This is a genomic window from Prevotella heparinolytica (assembly GCF_004342845.1).
Classification (GTDB): Bacteria; Bacteroidota; Bacteroidia; order Bacteroidales; family Bacteroidaceae; genus Bacteroides; species Bacteroides heparinolyticus.
The window spans coordinates 1-18,442 of record NZ_SLXB01000024.1 but is presented as its reverse complement, the minus strand read 5'-3'; the positions used below and the strand labels follow the sequence as shown (position 1 = coordinate 18,442).

15 protein-coding genes are annotated in these 18,442 nt (G+C 44.8%); 10 read left to right on the top strand and 5 right to left on the bottom strand.

Annotation, left to right across the window (positions count from 1 at the left end; all coding sequences use genetic code 11):
• The first annotated feature begins 103 nt into the window (after positions 1 to 103).
• Together EV202_RS11590 and EV202_RS11585 are read left to right on the top strand one after the other, a co-directional pair.
• The gene (locus EV202_RS11590) at positions 104 to 922 is read left to right on the top strand and encodes a glycogen/starch synthase (protein ID WP_106068901.1); all 819 of its coding nucleotides are present in this window, start codon (positions 104 to 106) and stop codon (positions 920 to 922) included.
• Between the two features lie 28 nt (positions 923 to 950).
• Positions 951 to 2,540, top strand: coding sequence for a DUF4270 domain-containing protein (locus EV202_RS11585; protein WP_106068900.1), 1,590 nt, complete (start codon positions 951 to 953; stop codon positions 2,538 to 2,540).
• A 122-nt stretch (positions 2,541 to 2,662) separates the two neighbouring features.
• Here the strand turns inward: EV202_RS11585 and EV202_RS11580 are convergent, their stop codons facing one another.
• From EV202_RS11580 to EV202_RS11570, 3 genes are read right to left on the bottom strand one after another with little or no spacing between them, the layout of a single operon-like run.
• A complete protein-coding gene (locus EV202_RS11580; RefSeq protein WP_106070474.1) occupies positions 2,663 to 4,063 on the bottom strand; it encodes a glycoside hydrolase family 57 protein in 1,401 nt (466 codons plus the stop codon).
• A gap of 17 nt (positions 4,064 to 4,080) precedes the next feature.
• Positions 4,081 to 5,349, bottom strand: coding sequence for a glycosyltransferase family 4 protein (locus EV202_RS11575; protein WP_106068899.1), 1,269 nt, complete (start codon positions 5,347 to 5,349; stop codon positions 4,081 to 4,083).
• 15 nt (positions 5,350 to 5,364) lie between these two features.
• Positions 5,365 to 7,305: a glycogen debranching enzyme N-terminal domain-containing protein gene (locus tag EV202_RS11570; RefSeq protein ID WP_106068898.1), complete on the bottom strand. Its 1,941-nt coding sequence runs from the start codon at positions 7,303 to 7,305 to the stop codon at positions 5,365 to 5,367.
• Positions 7,306 to 7,477: 172 nt separating this feature from the next.
• Between EV202_RS11570 and EV202_RS11560 the strand changes: the two genes are divergently transcribed.
• Both EV202_RS11560 and EV202_RS11555 read left to right on the top strand, forming a co-directional pair.
• Positions 7,478 to 8,119: a rhomboid family intramembrane serine protease gene (locus EV202_RS11560; protein WP_131927164.1), complete on the top strand. Its 642-nt coding sequence runs from the start codon at positions 7,478 to 7,480 to the stop codon at positions 8,117 to 8,119.
• A 103-nt stretch (positions 8,120 to 8,222) separates the two neighbouring features.
• Positions 8,223 to 8,885 carry a Crp/Fnr family transcriptional regulator gene (locus EV202_RS11555; RefSeq protein ID WP_131927163.1) on the top strand — a complete coding sequence of 221 codons (663 nt, stop codon included), beginning with the start codon at positions 8,223 to 8,225 and terminating at the stop codon, positions 8,883 to 8,885.
• 94 nt (positions 8,886 to 8,979) lie between these two features.
• Here EV202_RS11555 and guaA read toward each other — a convergent pair whose 3' ends face one another.
• Complete coding sequence (gene guaA / locus EV202_RS11550; protein ID WP_106068895.1) at positions 8,980 to 10,533, bottom strand: glutamine-hydrolyzing GMP synthase; 1,554 nt, start codon at positions 10,531 to 10,533, stop codon at positions 8,980 to 8,982.
• Positions 10,534 to 11,197: 664 nt separating this feature from the next.
• Positions 11,198 to 11,629, bottom strand: a complete 432-nt coding sequence (gene mscL, locus EV202_RS11545) for a large-conductance mechanosensitive channel protein MscL (protein ID WP_106068894.1) — start codon at positions 11,627 to 11,629, stop codon at positions 11,198 to 11,200.
• A gap of 141 nt (positions 11,630 to 11,770) precedes the next feature.
• On the opposite strand from mscL, the gene gap reads away from it, so the two are divergent.
• From gap to EV202_RS11515, 6 genes are all read left to right on the top strand, one after another.
• Positions 11,771 to 12,781 carry a type I glyceraldehyde-3-phosphate dehydrogenase gene (gap, locus tag EV202_RS11540; protein WP_131927162.1) on the top strand — a complete coding sequence of 337 codons (1,011 nt, stop codon included), beginning with the start codon at positions 11,771 to 11,773 and terminating at the stop codon, positions 12,779 to 12,781.
• A gap of 97 nt (positions 12,782 to 12,878) precedes the next feature.
• On the top strand, positions 12,879 to 14,963 hold the full coding sequence (locus EV202_RS11535) for a M3 family metallopeptidase (RefSeq protein ID WP_394364524.1): 2,085 nt from the start codon (positions 12,879 to 12,881) through the stop codon (positions 14,961 to 14,963).
• A complete protein-coding gene (locus EV202_RS11530; RefSeq protein WP_106068891.1) occupies positions 14,960 to 15,475 on the top strand; it encodes a DUF4847 family protein in 516 nt (171 codons plus the stop codon). The genes EV202_RS11535 and EV202_RS11530 overlap by 4 nt, the downstream gene beginning before the upstream one ends.
• A 12-nt stretch (positions 15,476 to 15,487) precedes the next feature.
• A complete protein-coding gene (locus EV202_RS11525) occupies positions 15,488 to 15,922 on the top strand; it encodes a dCMP deaminase family protein (RefSeq protein WP_106068890.1) in 435 nt (144 codons plus the stop codon).
• Positions 15,923 to 16,066: 144 nt separating this feature from the next.
• Positions 16,067 to 17,809: a S41 family peptidase gene (locus EV202_RS11520; protein WP_131927161.1), complete on the top strand. Its 1,743-nt coding sequence runs from the start codon at positions 16,067 to 16,069 to the stop codon at positions 17,807 to 17,809.
• A complete protein-coding gene (locus EV202_RS11515) occupies positions 17,727 to 18,263 on the top strand; it encodes a 5-formyltetrahydrofolate cyclo-ligase (protein ID WP_131927184.1) in 537 nt (178 codons plus the stop codon). The genes EV202_RS11520 and EV202_RS11515 overlap by 83 nt, the downstream gene beginning before the upstream one ends.
• The last annotated feature ends 179 nt before the right edge of the window (positions 18,264 to 18,442 follow it).

Sequence of the window (18,442 nt, the reverse complement as noted above, 5' to 3'; positions counted from 1 at the left end):
AAACAAGCAGTTAACAAATCATAAGGAATTATAGAATGGTGCAATTTGCTTTATTGCCCGTTTTTTTTTATATCTTTGCAAAATAATTGAGAACATTGTTATTATGATAAAGGCAAATAAGGTTTTATTTATTACACAAGAAATTACCCCTTATGTTTCAGAATCAGAAATGTCTCTTGTAGGCAGGAACCTACCTCAGGCTATTCAAGAAAAAGGCAGAGAAATCAGAACATTTATGCCTAAATGGGGAAACATCAACGAACGTAGGAACCAATTGCATGAAGTGATACGCCTCTCCGGCATGAACCTTATCATCGACGATACCGACCATCCGCTCATCATCAAAGTCGCCTCTATTCAATCTGCACGTATGCAGGTGTATTTCATTGATAACGATGATTATTTTCAAAACCGTATGCAAGTAACCAATGAAAACGGTGAAGAATATGAAGACAATGATGCCCGTACCATCTTCTATGCACGCGGTGTATTGGAAACGGTGAAAAAGCTACGTTGGTGTCCGGACATAATCCACTGCCATGGCTGGATGACCGCATTAGCTCCTCTATACATTAAGAAGGCCTACAAAGACGAACCTTCTTTCAGAGATGCCAAGGTAGTATTTTCTCTCTACGGAGAAGAATTTAAACAACCGTTCCATCCTGATTTCTCCAACAAATTAACCCTGAAAGGCATCACAAAGAAAGATGTCGCCGGATTGAAAGAACCTGTTGATTATACCGCACTTTGTAAATTGGCCACAGACTTTTCTGATGGCATTATCCAACAAAGCGAACACGTCAATGAAGAGGTCATGAACTATGCACGCGAATCCGGAAAAATGATATTAGATTATCAATCGCCCGAGAATTTTGCCGATGCTTGTAATGACTTTTACGACAAAATATGGGAAGCAGAATAATATAAAATAGATTTATACGAAGAGAGATATGAAAGTAAAACATATAGGAATGTTGCTTTTAGCAGGCCTGACTATCTTTGGATGCGATGATACCACCGGCACATTAGGAGTAGGAATGCTACCGGGGGCTGACGGCATGTCAGCACATACCACAACTTTTGATGTAACCACACGTTCCTTTGTCGTAGATTCCGTGTTTGCCAAAACAAGTACCGGCTATGTAGGCAAGTTCTCTGATCTTGATTTCGGATATTATGAGACAAGCTTCCTCACTGAATTGAACTGTACAGAAAACTTCTCTCTTCCTGAAGTTTATAAAATAACTGCACAAGACAGCAATGGAAATCCGACCAAGGCAACCGGTACAATGGCAGGAGACTCCGTCGTATCCGTTCAATTGTCCGTCTTTTATACCAAATGGTTTGGTGATTCTCTGAACGCCTGTAGAATGAGTGTATATGAACTTGACAAAAAACTTGACAAGAATCGTTACACCAACATTGATCCGGAAATGTACTATAATAAAAACAATCCCAAGTCTCTGCTCGGACGCAAAGCCTATTCTGCTCACGACACCTCTGTTCCCGATTCGGTCAGAAAGGCAAAAGACAGCAATGGCAGCCCGCTCTTCTACCCGAATGTTACCTTCCCTTTGGACAAAAAGACATTCGGTGAAGAAAGAATCTTGAAGGTGTATAGACAACATCCCGAATACTTTAAAGATGCCGCCACTTTTATCAATAAAGTTTTCAAAGGAGTATATATAAAGAGTGATTATGGAGATGGCACTATCTTATATGTAGATCATGTAGCTTTGCGAATGCAGTTCCGCTTCCATCATGTTAACGATACAACCGGCTTAGCTCTGAAGAAAAAAGATGGGACTGATTCTTTGTTCTATAGTACACGGACAGTGTTCGCCTCTACCAAAGAAGTGGTTCAGGCCAACCGGTTTCTGAATTCTGACCTGATAAAAGAGAAAGCGGCCGAGACAGCACATACATATATCAAATCTCCTGCCGGCATCTTCACCGAAGCAACCATGCCATACGATGAAATATACAGTAAACTGTCCAATGATACTCTCAATGCCGTGAAGTTGACCTTTACGAACTATAACATAAACAGCAACTATAAATACAGCATGAGTGCTCCCACAGATGTGTTGCTGATACGTAAACAAGATCTTAAAAGCTTCTTCGAAAAGAACAAGATAAGAGACAATGTTACATCATTCACGGTAAGTCACAACGCTTTTGCTACCAATCAATACGTATTCAGCAACATAGCCCGTTTGGTCACCACTTGTATCAATGAGAAGCAATCTGCCAAGAAAGCCGCCAAAGAAAAAGCAGGCGCTTCTTGGGATGAAGCCAAGTGGGAAAACGATTGGAGCCACAATGAGGCTACTAAAGACTGGGATAAAGTATTATTGATTCCTGTATCAATAACCTACGATAACAGTTCCAGAAGCAACAGCAAATCCATCACCGGAATTGAGAATGATTTGAAACCCGGCTATGCCAAGCTAAAAGGTGGTCCGGAAAAGAGTGCCAATGGGCAAGTAAAATCCCCTCTAAAGATTGAAATTACTTATACCAGCTTCAACAAGAAGTAAAAGAGGAACACTCACATAAAGAACTCCTCCCAGCCATAATGAAGTGCACCCCAAAAGTTTATGTCCAACTTATTGGGGGCACTTTATAGATTCTCTCACTGCATAGGAATAAAGAGCTTTCGTTATTCCGTTTTCTTTTTAGCAAGCTTTTTCGTTGTAGATTTTGAAGCGGCAGCTTTAGGTTTCACAGCCTTGGCCGCAGTAGCCTTGACTTTTGTCTCTTTCTTCTTCTCCACCCCTTTGGTTTTTCCTTGTTTAATTTGCGCCTTCTCCAATTCCTCTATCTCGGCACCTTGATTCTTAATGGTGGTCAGCAAGGCATTTAGTTCTTCATTATCAATATCTACCGGATATAGAGAATCTACCCGCTTGATAAAGTCTCCAAGAATATTCATATAATTGGTAAACGCATCATAAGGAGATTCGTAGATGCCACGATTCAAACCGACACCACTTACTTTGGTTGTCATAAACCGGAAATTATTACTTGCTTGTAGATAATCCCAATCCTGCTTAATGCGACGGTCATTACAAAGGTAAACCCGCTCGGCAATGCTATATAGTTTATTGAACGCCTCACGCTGCATCACATTGCCCAACCAACAGCTTGTGTCTCTCTCCTCGTCTACCCAAGACATCGGATAAGGCACATCCAATTGAGATACGGATTTCAGCTTGGTTATGATTTCAGTAGGCGTGGAGAAGGTAATACCTTTTTCCTTAGCACAAACGGGCAAAGCCTTCAGAAATTCCAAAATATTAGAAGATAACGGTTGCGACATGCCCAAAGCAGAAAGTTCCATAAAGACATTGACTACCTGCTCTTCTTGCGGTAAGGCATTGATCCAGCCAATATACTTGTCGGCAAACAGAGGATACTCATTCCATTCGGAATTGGAAAAGCGCAAACTGATATCATCAGATAACTTGAAATCACGCAATAACAGTTTCAAGCCCGGGTTCATGGAACAGTGATATACGTAATGCGGACTCTTCCATCCTAAAACATGCTTGGCACCTTCGGTCAACATTCCTTTAAAGCCCCAAGAAGCCACCATAGCGCCGATCTCATCATTATAAATCAGACCGGAATTACGGATCACCTTCGGGGTTTTACCAAACATTTGTTTCATTTTCGCACTCTGCCGCATCACCTCTTCCTTAAAACAATCTTCGTTGGCCAAAGAAGCAAGTCCGTGAGAATAAGGCTCGGCAAGAAACTCGCAACAACCGGTGTCATTGAGCTGATGCAACAGATCGACAACAGCAGGAGCATAGATTTCTAACTGCTCAAGCGCTACGCCCGAAATGGACAAAGCAACTTTGAATGCTCCACCAGACGTCTTCACCATCTCAATCAATGTGGTCAGTGCCGGTATATAGGATCGTTCGGCAACCTCATTAATACTCGTTTCATTGGCATAATCATCGTAATAATAATGATCGGTACCTATATCAAAAAAGCGATAACGCTTTAAATGAATGATTTGATGTATCTCAAAATAAAGACAGATAGTTCTCATATCCATTAGTTTTTTTGTTATTTACCATAGTTTCTTAACACATCCTCGTAGAGAGCACGAATCTTCAGACCGACTTTCTCCCAAGTAATTCCATCCACCTCTTTCTTTCCTTCTTCCTGCAAATAACGGAAAAGAGCAGAGTTTGTACAAATGGAATAAATAGCATCGGCCATCGCATGAATATCCCAATAATCGGTCTTTATCACTTTATCGAGAATCTCTCCACAACCCGATTGTTTTGAAATGACAGAAGGAGTGCCGCATTGCATAGCCTCAAGCGGTGCAATACCGAAAGGCTCGGAAACGGAAGGCATTACAAACACGTCACTGTTTTTGTACACCTCATACACCTGTTTTCCCTTCATGAAGCCCGGAAAATGAAACCGATCTGCAATACCCCGTTCGGCCGCCAGATTGATCATCGCATTCATCATATCTCCCGAACCGGCCATCACAAAACGAATGTTTCGCGTACGCTTCAAGACAAGAGCCGCAGCTTCTACAAAGTACTCGGGTCCTTTCTGCATTGTGATGCGTCCAAGGAATGTTACCACCTTCTCTTTGGAATGATCAGGGCGAGGGATGTCTTGATACTCCTGTGAAAGCGGATAAACGGCATTATGCATCGCAAACACTTTCTTAGGATTTTGATGATACTCATTAATAACCGTGCGACGAGTGAGTTCGGACACACACATGATGCAATCGGCATAATCCATACCATTCTTTTCCATGGCATAAACTGTGGGATTGACTTTACCGCGTGAACGATCGAAATCGGTGGCATGTACGTGAATACACAGCGGTTTGCCACTCACCATTTTGGCATGCACTCCTGCGGGATAGGTCAACCAATCATGCGCATGAATAATATCAAAATGTTGCTGACGTGCCACCACACCGGCAATAATAGAGAAGTTATTTATCTCTTCATGCAGGTTTCCAGGATACCCCCCGGCGAATTCCATGCAACCGATGTCATTGACATGCAAGTAAGAAAAATCAGCATAAATATGGTTGCGGAAAGACCAGTAATCCTCAGGGGACATCTTACCTATCAGACGAGACTTCAAATAGTTGTAATCAACATCACGCCACACAACAGGCACTTGATTCATACCCACGATTCTCAGGAAGTCTTCTTCCTCTCCAGTGGGCTTGGGCATGCAGAATACTGTTTCCACATCGCCCTGCAGACTTAATCCCTTGGTAATCCCGTAAGAAGCAACAGCAAGACCGCCATATATCTTGGGAGGAAATTCCCATCCAAACATTAAAACTTTCATCCTCAATTCCTCCTTTTATAAATTATACTTAGACAATAGCTTCAAGATGCGCAGGATTTCCGCTGTATTCATGGCAAAAGACACCGCTCCTCTACCTACAAACGGAGGATTACCATCGAAAAGCTCGGGTAATGCTCCGATACAATGGGAGGTCATTTCATCTTCCATTCCAATCAGGTATCTCTCAACAAACGATATACCGCTCATTTTATAAATGCGTAAGTATGCTTCCATATAGAAGCCCATCAACCACGGCCACGCCGTACCTTGATGATAAGCATAGTCTCTTTGTATCTGAGGACCGACATAGTTAGGGTTATATCCACCACTCTTAGGGCTCAACGTGCGCAGGCCTTTCGGAGTCAGCAATTCTTTCGTCACGATGTCCAGCACTTGTTTTTTCTGCACCCTGTCCAAAGGAGAATAGTCGAAAGCTACGGTAAATATCATATTTGGACGAACACTCCAATCCATCATATATCCATCGACATAATCGAACAGATACCCATATTCATTACGGAAGACCTCAACAAAGGAATTGCCGGTCTTTTCTGCCCGGGCATCCAGATTATCGGCAAGGAGTGTGTTTCCACCCTCACGGAGCATATCGGCCGTGAAACGAAGCGCATTATACCATAAAGCATTCACTTCTACAATATATCCTGTACGAGGAGTTACCGGCTTTCCATTGACTGTAGAGTTCATCCACGTCACGGCTTTCTCTGCGCCGTTTGTATAGAGCAGCCCATTCTCATGTAGAAAAAGATTGCTATGCTTACGACCAAGAATATAATTCATGATTTCCTCAAGCAACGCACCATACATCTGCCTACAACGCTCGCGAGACGTCTCCTTGGCGTATTGCTGCAATGCCCATACAGCCCAGAGAAGCACATCCGGATGCTCCATTTCGTAAATCTTGTAAGTCAAAGGCTGTCCGTTGACAAATTGCCGGATAGCTTTTTCCGCTGTTTTCATGACATCCTCAAATTCTTCTTGCTCCTCAACGGCCAACGTCAATCCCGGCAAAGAGATAAACAAATCGCGGGCACGGCATTTAAACCAAGGATAGCCGGCAAGAATGTAGTGCTCGTCTCTCTGCTTGTTATGGAATTGATGCGCCGAGTTTTTCAGGCAGTGATAGAAACTGTCGCGTGGAGTACGGTCGGCCACTTCAGTCTCGAAAGTCTGTTTCAACTTGCGAGGAGATATCTCGGAAATACCGGCAGAAAAAACTACACTCTCTCCTTTCTTGATATCTATTTCGAAATATCCGGGCACATAAAGGTCTTCATTGAAATCATATCCGCGCTCTTGCTCTTTGGGATACTCGATGCCACGATACCAATCGGGCTGGAAGTGGAACTCATTTTTCTTGTTCAGTTGCATGAAAAGTTCCGGATAACCGGGATACATGCAAGTCTTGATACCATTCTCTATCGGCTGAAAATCACGGCTTGCCTGTGCATTTTCATGCGTGTACTCGCGCACGCTGCGAAAAGCAAGGAAAGGCCGAAACCGAAGCGTAGTAGCCGAATGGGCATCAACCAAGGTATAACGAATCAGAATCCGGTTTTCATGATGTACGAAAATCTTTTCTTTACGAAGAATAACACCGCCTACACGATAGGTGGTAGCCGGGATTTTCTCACAATCGAATTCCCGGATATACTTATGTCCGTTGGGGCTGAAGTGATTTCCCTGATACTTGTGCAACCCTAAATTGAACTCCGCACCGTGCTGGATTACAGTCTCATCCAAAGAAGACAGCAGCACATGGTTTTCATCATCCAAATTAGGGACAGGTATCACCAACAGACCATGATATTTGCGCGTGTTACAATCTACAATTGTTGTACAATGATAAGCCCCGGATTTATTTGTCCGAAGAATCTCCCTTGGTAAAGATTCTTGCAGATTAATCATCAAGGTCTTGTCAAATCGTAAATAACTCATAGTTGTGCATTATTTAAAGGTTAATTATTCAGGCAATAGGGCTACAAAGCATATAGTAATTCCCAAAAATACAAATTAAAGCTAACAGCCAAAATAAAAAGTACGTTTTTTTTCGGCTTTCAGTCAAATATTCCGTAGTATTGTAGAAAAAAACAAATCAACTTGATAAACGATGAAAAATGAAATACGAAAAATGGCATTGGCAGCCGTTGTACCGATGTTTCTACTATTCATTCTATACACCCTGAAAGTTCTGGAGGCAGGTATGGATTGGGACTTCACCCGGCTGGGCGTGTACCCAATGGAGAAGTGCGGTGTATTTGGAATTTTCGCACACCCTTTGGTGCATAGCGGGTTCAAGCATCTGCTGGCCAATACAATGCCGTTATTCTTCCTAACGTGGTGTCTTTTCTATTTTTACCGACACATAGCCCCCTACATTTTCTTTTCCATTTGGATAGGTTGCGGTATGTTCACCTTTCTGATAGGCAAGCCGGGATGGCATATCGGCGCCAGCGGCATCATCTACGGATTGGCTTTTTTCCTCTTTTTCAGCGGCATACTGCGCCGGCACGTACCGCTCATCGCCATCGCCCTACTGGTAACATTCTTATATGGCGGCCTGGTGTGGAATATGTTCCCGCAATTTGTCCAAACAAACATTTCTTGGGAAGGGCATATCAGCGGCGCCATAGCAGGAACATTATCTGCCATAGGATTCATACGCCACGGACCGCAACGCCCCGAGCCGCTTGTTGATGAAGAAGAGGAGGAGGAAGAGATTAAAGAAGAAGAGATTACGATGAATGAATAGCACGTTTAAGAAATAATAAAAAAAACAAAAAGAGACACTTGGAGTTTAGCGTACATATTGATAATGCCTACTTTTGTCATCGAACCAGAAGAAAAGAACCATCATGAATACAATGTTCGATACCATCTTGCAACTGCCGCTCTTCCAAGGTCTCGCCCAGGAAGATTTCACCAACATTCTGGGAAAGATAAAACTAAGCTTTACAAAGCACAAAGCCGGTGAAGTCATCGTAAAAGCCGGTGATGTATGCAATAGACTAATATTCATTTTGAAAGGAGAAGTTGCTTCAACTACTTTATCCAAGGATATGTCATACAGTTTCACGGAGTATTTCCAAGCCCCTTGTCTTATAGAACCGCAATCGCCATTCGGCATGAACACGGTTTATGTTTCAACGTTTACAGCCCGGACAGAAATACATACGGTAAGTGTAAGCAAGGATTTTGTCACGACCGAACTCCTCAGATATGAGATATTCCGCCTGAATTATATAAACGTCATCAGTAGTCGCACCCAGAACTTAAACAATCGCCTGTGGACAAGAAATGCCAAAAGTCTTGAAAAGCATATCAAGAATTTTATTTTGTCTCATATTGAGCGTCCGTCAGGAGAGAAAATACTAAAAATTAAGATGGAAGTTCTGGCCCAAGTAATGAACGATACTCGCATGGGGGTATCGAAAACGCTGAACAATATGCAGGAAAAAGGACTGCTTGAACTGCATAGAGGTGAAATCGTTATCCCTGATGCGGAGAAACTCTTATAAGCAGCGCCGTCATCAGATAAAAATTCCACGGATAGCCTGTTCTTACTGACTTGATCCGTGGAATCCATATCAATTTATACCTAAAAGGAAAGCCTTATTCCCACTCTATGGTGCTGGGCGGTTTTGAAGAGATATCATACGTCACACGATTCACTCCTTTCACCTTGTTTATAATATCATTGGATACTTTGCCCAAGAATTCGTAAGGCAAATGTGCCCAATCGGCCGTCATGGCGTCGGTAGAGGTAACGGCACGCAAAGCCACGGCACGCTCGTAAGTACGTTCGTCGCCCATAACCCCCACACTCTGCACGGGCAGCAGGATAACACCTGCCTGCCATACCTGATGGTAAAGCGAGGTTTCGTTGCCATCGGCATCTTTCACTTTCCAATCACGCAAGCCCTGAATAAAAATATCATCGGCCTCTTGCAGCGTGCGTACTTTCTCGCGTGTGATATCGCCCAGAATACGAACAGCCAGTCCCGGCCCGGGGAAAGGATGGCGGGTAATCAAATGTTCGGGCATGCCCAATTCGCGCCCCACACGGCGAACTTCGTCTTTAAAGAGCCATTGCAACGGCTCGCACAACCTAAGATTCATCTCTTCGGGCAGGCCTCCCACATTGTGATGGCTCTTGATTGTCTTACCCGTAATGTTCAGGCTTTCGATACGGTCGGGATAGATGGTGCCTTGCGCCAACCAGCGGGCATCGGTAATTTTATGCGCTTCGGCATCGAACACTTCGATAAAATCGCGTCCGATAATCTTACGTTTCTTCTCAGGGTCGGTGACGCCTTCCAAATCTTTGAAAAACTTTTCGCTGGCATCTACTCCAATCACGTTCAGACCCAGGCACTCATAATCGTGCATCACATTCTTGAACTCGTCTTTACGGAGCAAACCGTGGTCCACGAAGATACATGTCAGATTCTTACCGATGGCACGATTCAGCAATACGGCAGCCACAGAGGAATCCACACCGCCGCTAAGTCCCAAGATGACACGGTCGTTGCCAAGCTGCGCTTTCAACTCTGCCACCGTGGTATCTACAAACGAGGCCGCACTCCAGCTCTGGCTACATCCGCAAATCTCCACAACGAAGTTACGCAACATCTGCGTACCGTCTTCGGAATGGAATACTTCCGGATGAAACTGCACGCCCCATACATCTTCTCCCTGTATCTGATAAGCGGCAATCGCCACTTTATCCGTAGAGGCTATGACCTTGAAGTTATCGGGAATAGCTGTAATCGTATCTCCATGACTCATCCAAACCTGTGTGTTCTGCTTAACCCCTTTGAACAGGACATTTGCCGGGTCGAACAAACTGAGATGCGCCCGCCCGTATTCGCGGGTTCCTGCAGGTTCTACCCTTCCGCCGTTGCTATAAGAAATGAACTGCGCACCGTAACAGATGCCCAAAATGGGGTATTTCCCACGAATTCCACTCAAATCTACCTTGAACGCACTCTCGTCATAAACAGAAAAGGGGCTACCCGAAAGGATAACTCCTTTTACACTCGCATCTCCATATGGAAATTTGTTGTAAGGTACAATTTCGCAATAGACATTCAGTTCGCGCAGACGGCGACCTATAAGTTGCGTGGTTTGCGAACCAAAATCAAGAATTACAATTTTTTCTTGCATATCAAATCGTTATGGTTTTCTTTATGAAGTGCAAAAGTAAGAAAAAAAACATAACCTAATAATATAACCCTCCCAAAATATGATACCTGCTCGCTTGCAGAAGAGGACGGGGATTTTCAGGCGGCAACTTCTCCTGCCGCTGCTGCGGAAGTGTCCGAAGCTTGCGCAGCGACTCCGGACGGACTTGTAGCCGACTGCCTGCCGATTGCCTGCTGACTCGCAGTCGGCAAGCAGTCCGGAAAGCGGCAAAAAGCGGGATAACATGCAGCCTATTAGCGAGTTATCGTGCGGGTCTCTCCTCGCGCGCGCGAGAGAAGAAAAGAATAGAGAAGAAGAGAAAAGAAAATACCTCCTCCATATAATTCCTCCTCTTAAGGTGGAGGAGGTGGAGGAACGCCACACCGTATGCGTCGTAACGTGAGGGCGCAACGGTTGCAAGGTGTGAGATTGCAGACGGTGAAGTGCGGGCTTACGGGTGACGAAGTGCGGGCTTACGAACGACGAAGTGCGGAGTTGCGGACGACGAAGTGCGGAGGGGGGGGGAGGGAGATAAAAGTCGTGCCCTATACACTCTCCACACGAAAAGCGTATAGGGCACGACAGATTAAAATAAGTCCTGACGGACCTTGCGTCAGGAATGGAGCACCGCTATGCAGGAGTGAATTTACTTTTTCTCTTTCAACAAATCACGGATTTCCGTCAGCAGCACCTCTTCTTTCGTCGGTGCAGGAGAAGCAGCCGGAGCTTCTTCCTTCTTCTTCTTTTCGCCCAACTTGGCAATTAATTTTATAAACAAGAAGATAGAGAAAGCGATGATCAGAAAGTCGAAGGTTGCCTGCAAAAAGTTGCCATAATTCAACGTTACGGCAGCAACCTCTTCTCCATTCACCATCTCGGCAGATTTCATCACCCACTTCAAGTCCGTAAAATTCACGCCACCTACCAGCAACCCGATAGGAGGCATAATCACATCAGCTACTATGGAAGAAACAATCTTCCCGAACGCTCCGCCAATGATTACACCGACAGCCATGTCTACCACATTTCCCTTCATGGCAAAGGCCTTAAACTCCTGCAAAAATGAACTTTTTCCCATCTTTTCAATTATTTAATTATGATTTTCAATGCGAATATAAAAACAATTTCGTACTTTTGCACCGCAAAATAAAAAAAATGCATTTTTAATGTGAGAGATATTTGAACAAATATTATAAGAACCTTTAAAAGTTTAAACAAAATGGTTAAAGTAGGTATTAATGGATTCGGACGTATCGGACGTTTCGTATTCCGCGCTGCACAGAAAAGAAACGATATTCAAATCGTTGGTATTAACGACCTTTGCCCGGTAGATTACCTGGCATACATGCTGAAGTACGACACAATGCACGGACAGTTCGACGGAACGATCGAGGCTGACGTAGAAAAGAGCCAGCTGATCGTAAACGGCAAAGCTATTCGCATCACAGCAGAGAAGAACCCTGCTGATTTGAAATGGAATGAAGTAGGTGCAGAATATGTAGTAGAATCCACAGGTTTGTTCCTGTCCAAAGAGAAAGCTCAAGCTCACATCGAAGCCGGTGCAAAATACGTTGTAATGTCTGCTCCTTCCAAGGACGACACTCCGATGTTTGTTTGCGGTGTTAACGAGAAGACTTACGTCAAGGGTACTCAATTCGTATCTAACGCTTCTTGTACCACCAACTGCTTGGCTCCTATCGCTAAAGTATTGAACGACAAATGGGGCATCACTGACGGTTTGATGACTACCGTTCACTCTACAACTGCTACTCAGAAGACAGTTGACGGTCCTTCCATGAAAGACTGGAGAGGTGGTCGCGCTGCTTCAGGCAACATCATCCCCTCTTCTACCGGTGCTGCTAAAGCTGTAGGTAAAGTAATCCCTTCACTGAACGGCAAATTGACCGGTATGTCAATGCGTGTTCCGACTTTGGATGTATCTGTAGTTGACTTGACTGTAAACTTGGCTAAGCCTGCTACTTACGCTGAAATCTGCGCTGCCATGAAGGAAGCTTCTGAAGGCGAATTGAAGGGCATCCTTGGTTACACTGAAGATGCAGTTGTTTCTTCCGACTTCTTGGGTGACGCTCGTACTTCAATCTTCGACGCTAAAGCAGGTATCGCCCTGACTGATACATTCGTTAAGGTTGTATCTTGGTATGACAATGAAATCGGTTATTCTAACAAGGTTCTTGACCTGGTTGCCCACATGGCATCTGTTAACGGTTAATATACAGTTAGAAAATAATAAAAAAATGGTGGCTTCTATAGAAGTCGCCATTTTTTTTTGCAATTTTGCGAACTATTCATTAGAAAAACCGACCGCCATGAGAAAGAATATACTAACTTTTATATTACTCTGTTTTATGAACAACCTATCATCACAAAATATATTTTTTGAGCCATACTCCACGTTGCACGGAGTTGTTCCCTTCAACAAGATAAAAACAGAAGATTACCAACCTGCCATAAACGAAGGCATCCGCAGACAAAATGCAGAAATAGAAGCCATCATTACAAACCCCGAAACTCCAACTTTTGCCAACACCGTGCTGGCTTACGAGAAATCCGGCGAGATGCTTCAACGCGTCAGCACCGTATTCGGTAATCTGCTCAGTGCAGAGACCAACGACGAGTTGCAGGAACTTGCCAAGGCAATCATGCCTCTGATGAGCGAACATGCCAACAATATCAGCATGAACGAAAAACTGTTTGCGCGCATCAAGATCGTTTATGAGCAACGCAACAAAGAAGCTTTGTCCACCGAACAACAGAAACTGCTGGAAGAGGTTTACAATGGTTTTGTACGCAACGGGGCAAACCTGCAAGGAGAAGCCAAAGAGAAATACCGTGCTTTATCCAAGGAACTCAGCCTGCTTACATTGCAATTCAGTGACAACAACCTGAAAGAGACAAACTCCTATCGAATGGTCATCACTGATAAATCACAGTTGGCAGGCCTGCCGGAAAGTTCAATAGAAGCAGCCAAAGAAGCAGCAACTGAAGGTTGGATATTCACCCTGCAAGCCCCAAGCTATGGTCCCTTCATGATGTATGCCGACAACCGTCAGCTACGTCGTGAACTTTACATGGCCTACAACACTAAATGTACCCATGACAATGCTTACAACAATCTGGAGATTGTAAAAAAACTAGTCAATGTCCGTTTGGAGATAGCGCGTTTATTGGGCTACGACAACTTCGCCGCATACAACCTGCAGGAACGCATGGCTCAAAACAGCGATGCCGTGTACAAACTACTTAACCAGCTACTGGAAGCGTATAGCCCCACAGCCAAACAAGAGTATGCAGAGGTACAGGCATTGGCACACCAAGAGCAAGGAGACAGTTTCACCTTGATGCCATGGGATTGGGCCTACTATTCCCACAAGCTGAAGAATAAGAAGTTCAACATCAACGACGAGATGCTACGTTCCTATTTCGAGTTAAGCAAGGTAAAGGAAGGCGTCTTCGGATTAGCAACCCGTTTGTATGGCATCACTTTCAAGAAAAATCCTACAATCCCCGTTTACCACAAAGACGTGGATGCCTACGAAGTATTCGACAAGGATGGTAAGTTCCTTGCTGTGCTCTATACAGATTTTCACCCCAGAGCAAGCAAACGTGCGGGCGCATGGATGACAAGCTACAAGGGGCAATGGATATCCGAGAACAGCGACGAGAATAGTCGCCCGCATATATCCATCGTGATGAACTTCACCAAACCTACAGCCGAAAAGCCCGCTTTGCTCACTTTCGATGAAGTAGAGACATTCTTGCATGAGTTTGGCCACAGCCTGCATGGCATATTTGCCAATACCACTTACGAAAGTTTAAGCGGAACCAACGTTTATTGGGATTTTGTGGAGCTCCCTTCTCAAATCATGGAAAACTTCGCCATCGAGAAAGACTTCTTGCATACCTTTGCCCGCCACTACCAAACCGGAGAATTGATACCCGACGAATTGGTACAGCGCATCACAGACTCCGCAAACTTCAATGTTGCCAATGCCTGCCTGAGACAAGTCAGCTTTGGTTTGCTCGATATGGGATGGTACACACGTAATACTCCTTTCGACGGCGATGTGAAAACATACGAAAAGAAAGCGTGGGAAAAAGCGCAAATACTTCCTGTAGTTGAGGAAGCCTGCATGAGTACACAATTCTCCCACATCTTTGCCGGAGGATACTCTGCCGGGTATTACAGCTACAAATGGGCGGAGGTATTGGATGCCGATGCATTCTCTCTGTTCAAGCAAAAAGGTATCTTCAATCAAGAAGTAGCCGATTCTTTCCGCGAGAACATCCTCTCAAAAGGCGGCATAGAACATCCTATGACGCTCTACAAGCGGTTCCGTGGACAAGAACCTACAATCGAAGCATTATTAATCAGAAATGGCATAAGAAAATGATAAACAGAACAAGACACATCGGCTGCATTCTGTTTGTTCTCTCTCTGCTTCCTATGCTGAGTGGATGCAACAACAAGGATGACGTCATAGAAGTTTTCACCGGTAAGACATGGAAACTCAGTCGTTTGACTAACGAAGGCAGCAGCGCACAATTTTATCCCGGCCTGTGGCAAGACGAGAAAGCCGCCAACAGCAGCAAAGAAGCATTAAAGGTAGAAGATAACTTCACCCTGATTTTCGAAGGTTCCGAACTGAACGGTGAACTAATGGGAGCAAGAATCAGCGGACAAGGCATCCGCTCGAGTTTCAGCGGTAGCTGGAGCGCCAATGGAAAGTCGCAGACGGTGACACTCCACCCGGATATAAAAGGTTCTGAAAGCGATGCCTTAGCCAACGCGTTCATCAAGGGACTGAAAACCGTCTATCAATACGAAGGGAATGCTAATTCTTTAACTCTCTTTTTTAAAGACGGAAACACAATTCGGGTAATGGGATTCTCCCGTAAAAGATAAGCATAAGAAATCATGGACGATTCTGCAAAAGATAAACAAGAAGCATTGGACAAACGTTACATACGCATGGCAAGCATCTGGGCTGAAAACTCATACTGCAAACGACGCCAAGTGGGAGCACTCATTGTAAAAGACAAAATGATTATCTCTGACGGTTACAACGGTACTCCTTCCGGTTTCGAGAACGTATGTGAAGACGAGGATAATATCACCAAGCCCTATGTGCTTCATGCGGAAGCCAACGCCATCACCAAGATTGCCCGTTCAAACAACAGCAGCGACGGCGCCACGATGTATGTCACCGCCTCTCCCTGCATAGAATGTTCCAAACTAATTATTCAAGCGGGCATCAAACGGGTGGTCTATTCCGAGAAATACCGTTTGGAAGATGGCATCGAACTGTTGAAACGAGCAGGGATTGAAGTGGTATTTATTGGAAACGATTAATGGACAGTGATTAGCGGTTAGTGATAAGCGACGGAAGCAGAACGATGGGCAGACAAATCGCAAATCGTAAGCAATAAAGCCACAAACAGCAAACCGCAGATTGAAAGTAGTAAGTTGCAAACAACAAAATAGTAAATAAACATCATGGGTACAAAAAACACTTCCCGCTTTATGCCGCTTATCATAGCAATCAGCGTAGTAGTGGGAATCCTTATCGGAACGTTTTATGCAAGACATTTTGCCGGCAACAAACTGGGCATCATAAACAGTTCGTCCAACAAGCTGAATGCACTGTTGCGTGTCATCGACGACCAATATGTCGATACCGTCAACATGACCGACTTGGTAGAGAAAGCCATGCCACAGATATTGGCCGAACTTGACCCCCATTCCACCTATATTCCGGCACAAAAGTTGGAAGAAGTCAATTCCGAACTCGAAGGTAGCTTCAGCGGCATCGGCATTCAGTTTACTATTCAAGAAGACACGATACACGTAAACAGTGTCATTCCGGGTGGCCCTTCCGAGAAAGTAGGCTTGATGGCCGGCGACCGGATTGTGATGGTCAATGACAGCATCTTTGTGGGTAAAGGAGTAACCAACGAAAAAGCGATGCGTAATCTGAAAGGACCCAAAGGCAGCCAAGTGAAGCTGGGCGTAAAACGCGGCACAGAAAAGGATCTGCTTTCTTTCACCATCACCCGCGGCGATATCCCTCAAAACACCATCGATGCCGCCTATATGATAGACAAAGACTTTGGTTACATACAAATCGGCAAGTTCGGACGCACCACACATGCGGAGTTGCTGAATGCCATTGCACAATTAAGCCATGAAAAATGCAAAGGGCTGATTATTGATTTACGCGACAATACCGGAGGCTATATGGAGGCCGCCACGCGCATGGTTAATGAATTTCTTCCGGAAGGGAAGCTGATTGTATATACTCACGGCCGCAAATATCCCCGTATGGAAGAGTATGCCAACGGTACAGGTAGTTGCCAGAAGATGCCATTGGTGGTGCTGGTGAACGAAGGCTCGGCTTCTGCCAGTGAAATCTTTGCAGGAGCCATTCAGGACAATGACCGAGGCACCATTGTGGGACGCCGTTCTTTCGGAAAGGGACTGGTGCAACAACCTATTGACTTCAGTGACGGTTCGGCCATCCGTCTGACCATTGCCCGCTACTACACCCCCTCCGGTCGCTGCATACAACGTCCGTACGAGAACGGGAAAGACAGCAGGTATGAGATGGACTGGATTACCCGCTACGAGCATGGTGAATTTTTCTCAAAAGACAGTATCAAAATGGACGAAAGTCTGCGCTACTCCACAGGCTTGGGAAGAGTGGTATATGGCGGTGGTGGCATCATGCCGGACATCTTTGTGCCACAAGATACTACCGGTGTGTCTTCTTACATGATAGAGGTCAGCAACAAAGGACTGATTCTGCAATTCAGTTTCCAATACACAGACCGTAACCGCTCTAAGCTGAGCGAATACGAAAATGAGGAAAGTTTGTTGAAGTATCTCCGCCACCAAGGCATTATAGAACAGTTCGTGCGTTTTGCCGATTCCAAAGGCATAAAAAGACGCAATCTTCTCATCAACAAGTCTTACAAGTTGCTGGAAAGAAGTCTGTATGGCAACATCATTTATAACATTCTGGGCAGGGAATCCTACATCCGTTATATCAACCAAAGCGACCCGACCGTTAAAAAAGCATTGGAAGTTCTGGAAAACGGCGAGGCTTTTCCAAAAGCTCCGGAAAAAGAATCTCCAATCATGGAGGAGAAAAAGCATGATGGAAAGAAAAAAAGAACTGCGCAAACAGGTAGCTTTATTAAAAGCGCAACACCAAGTTTCCGCTACGCATCAGTCTGCTGAAATACTTGCCGCCCTCGAAACACATCCGGCTTTCAGAGCGGCAAATACCGTACTGCTCTACCACTCTCTGAAAGATGAAGTGGATACGCATGACTTTATCCGGAAATGGAGCCACGTCAAGCAAATACTGCTTCCGGTAGTTGCAGGAGATGATTTGGAGTTGCGGCTGTACACCGGGCCGGAAGATCTTGCACCGGGTGCATACGGTATCGAAGAACCTACGGGAGAACCTTTCACCCGCTACGAGAGCATCGACTTCGTTCTGATTCCCGGCGTAGCATTCGATCGCAATGGTAATCGGCTGGGACGCGGAAAAGGATATTATGACCGCCTCCTGCCGCGCATTCCCTCTGCCTACAAAGCGGGCATCTGCTTCCCCTATCAGCTTGTAGAAGAAGTTCCGGCCGAACCGTTCGATGTCCGCATGGACGAGATCATCACATTGCAAGGCTGAAGGCATGAGTTACCCTCACGGAGATGCGGCTTGCCATCCGCATCTTCATTTTCAGAATGGCAAAATGAATGCCATTGACAGATTGAGACCTCTGCAAAACCTTACCCCATTCTCTATCATTCTTGTTTTTGAGCAATATTGGCTCACCTGCAGTCTATATTTTTGATTTTTAGGCTGTA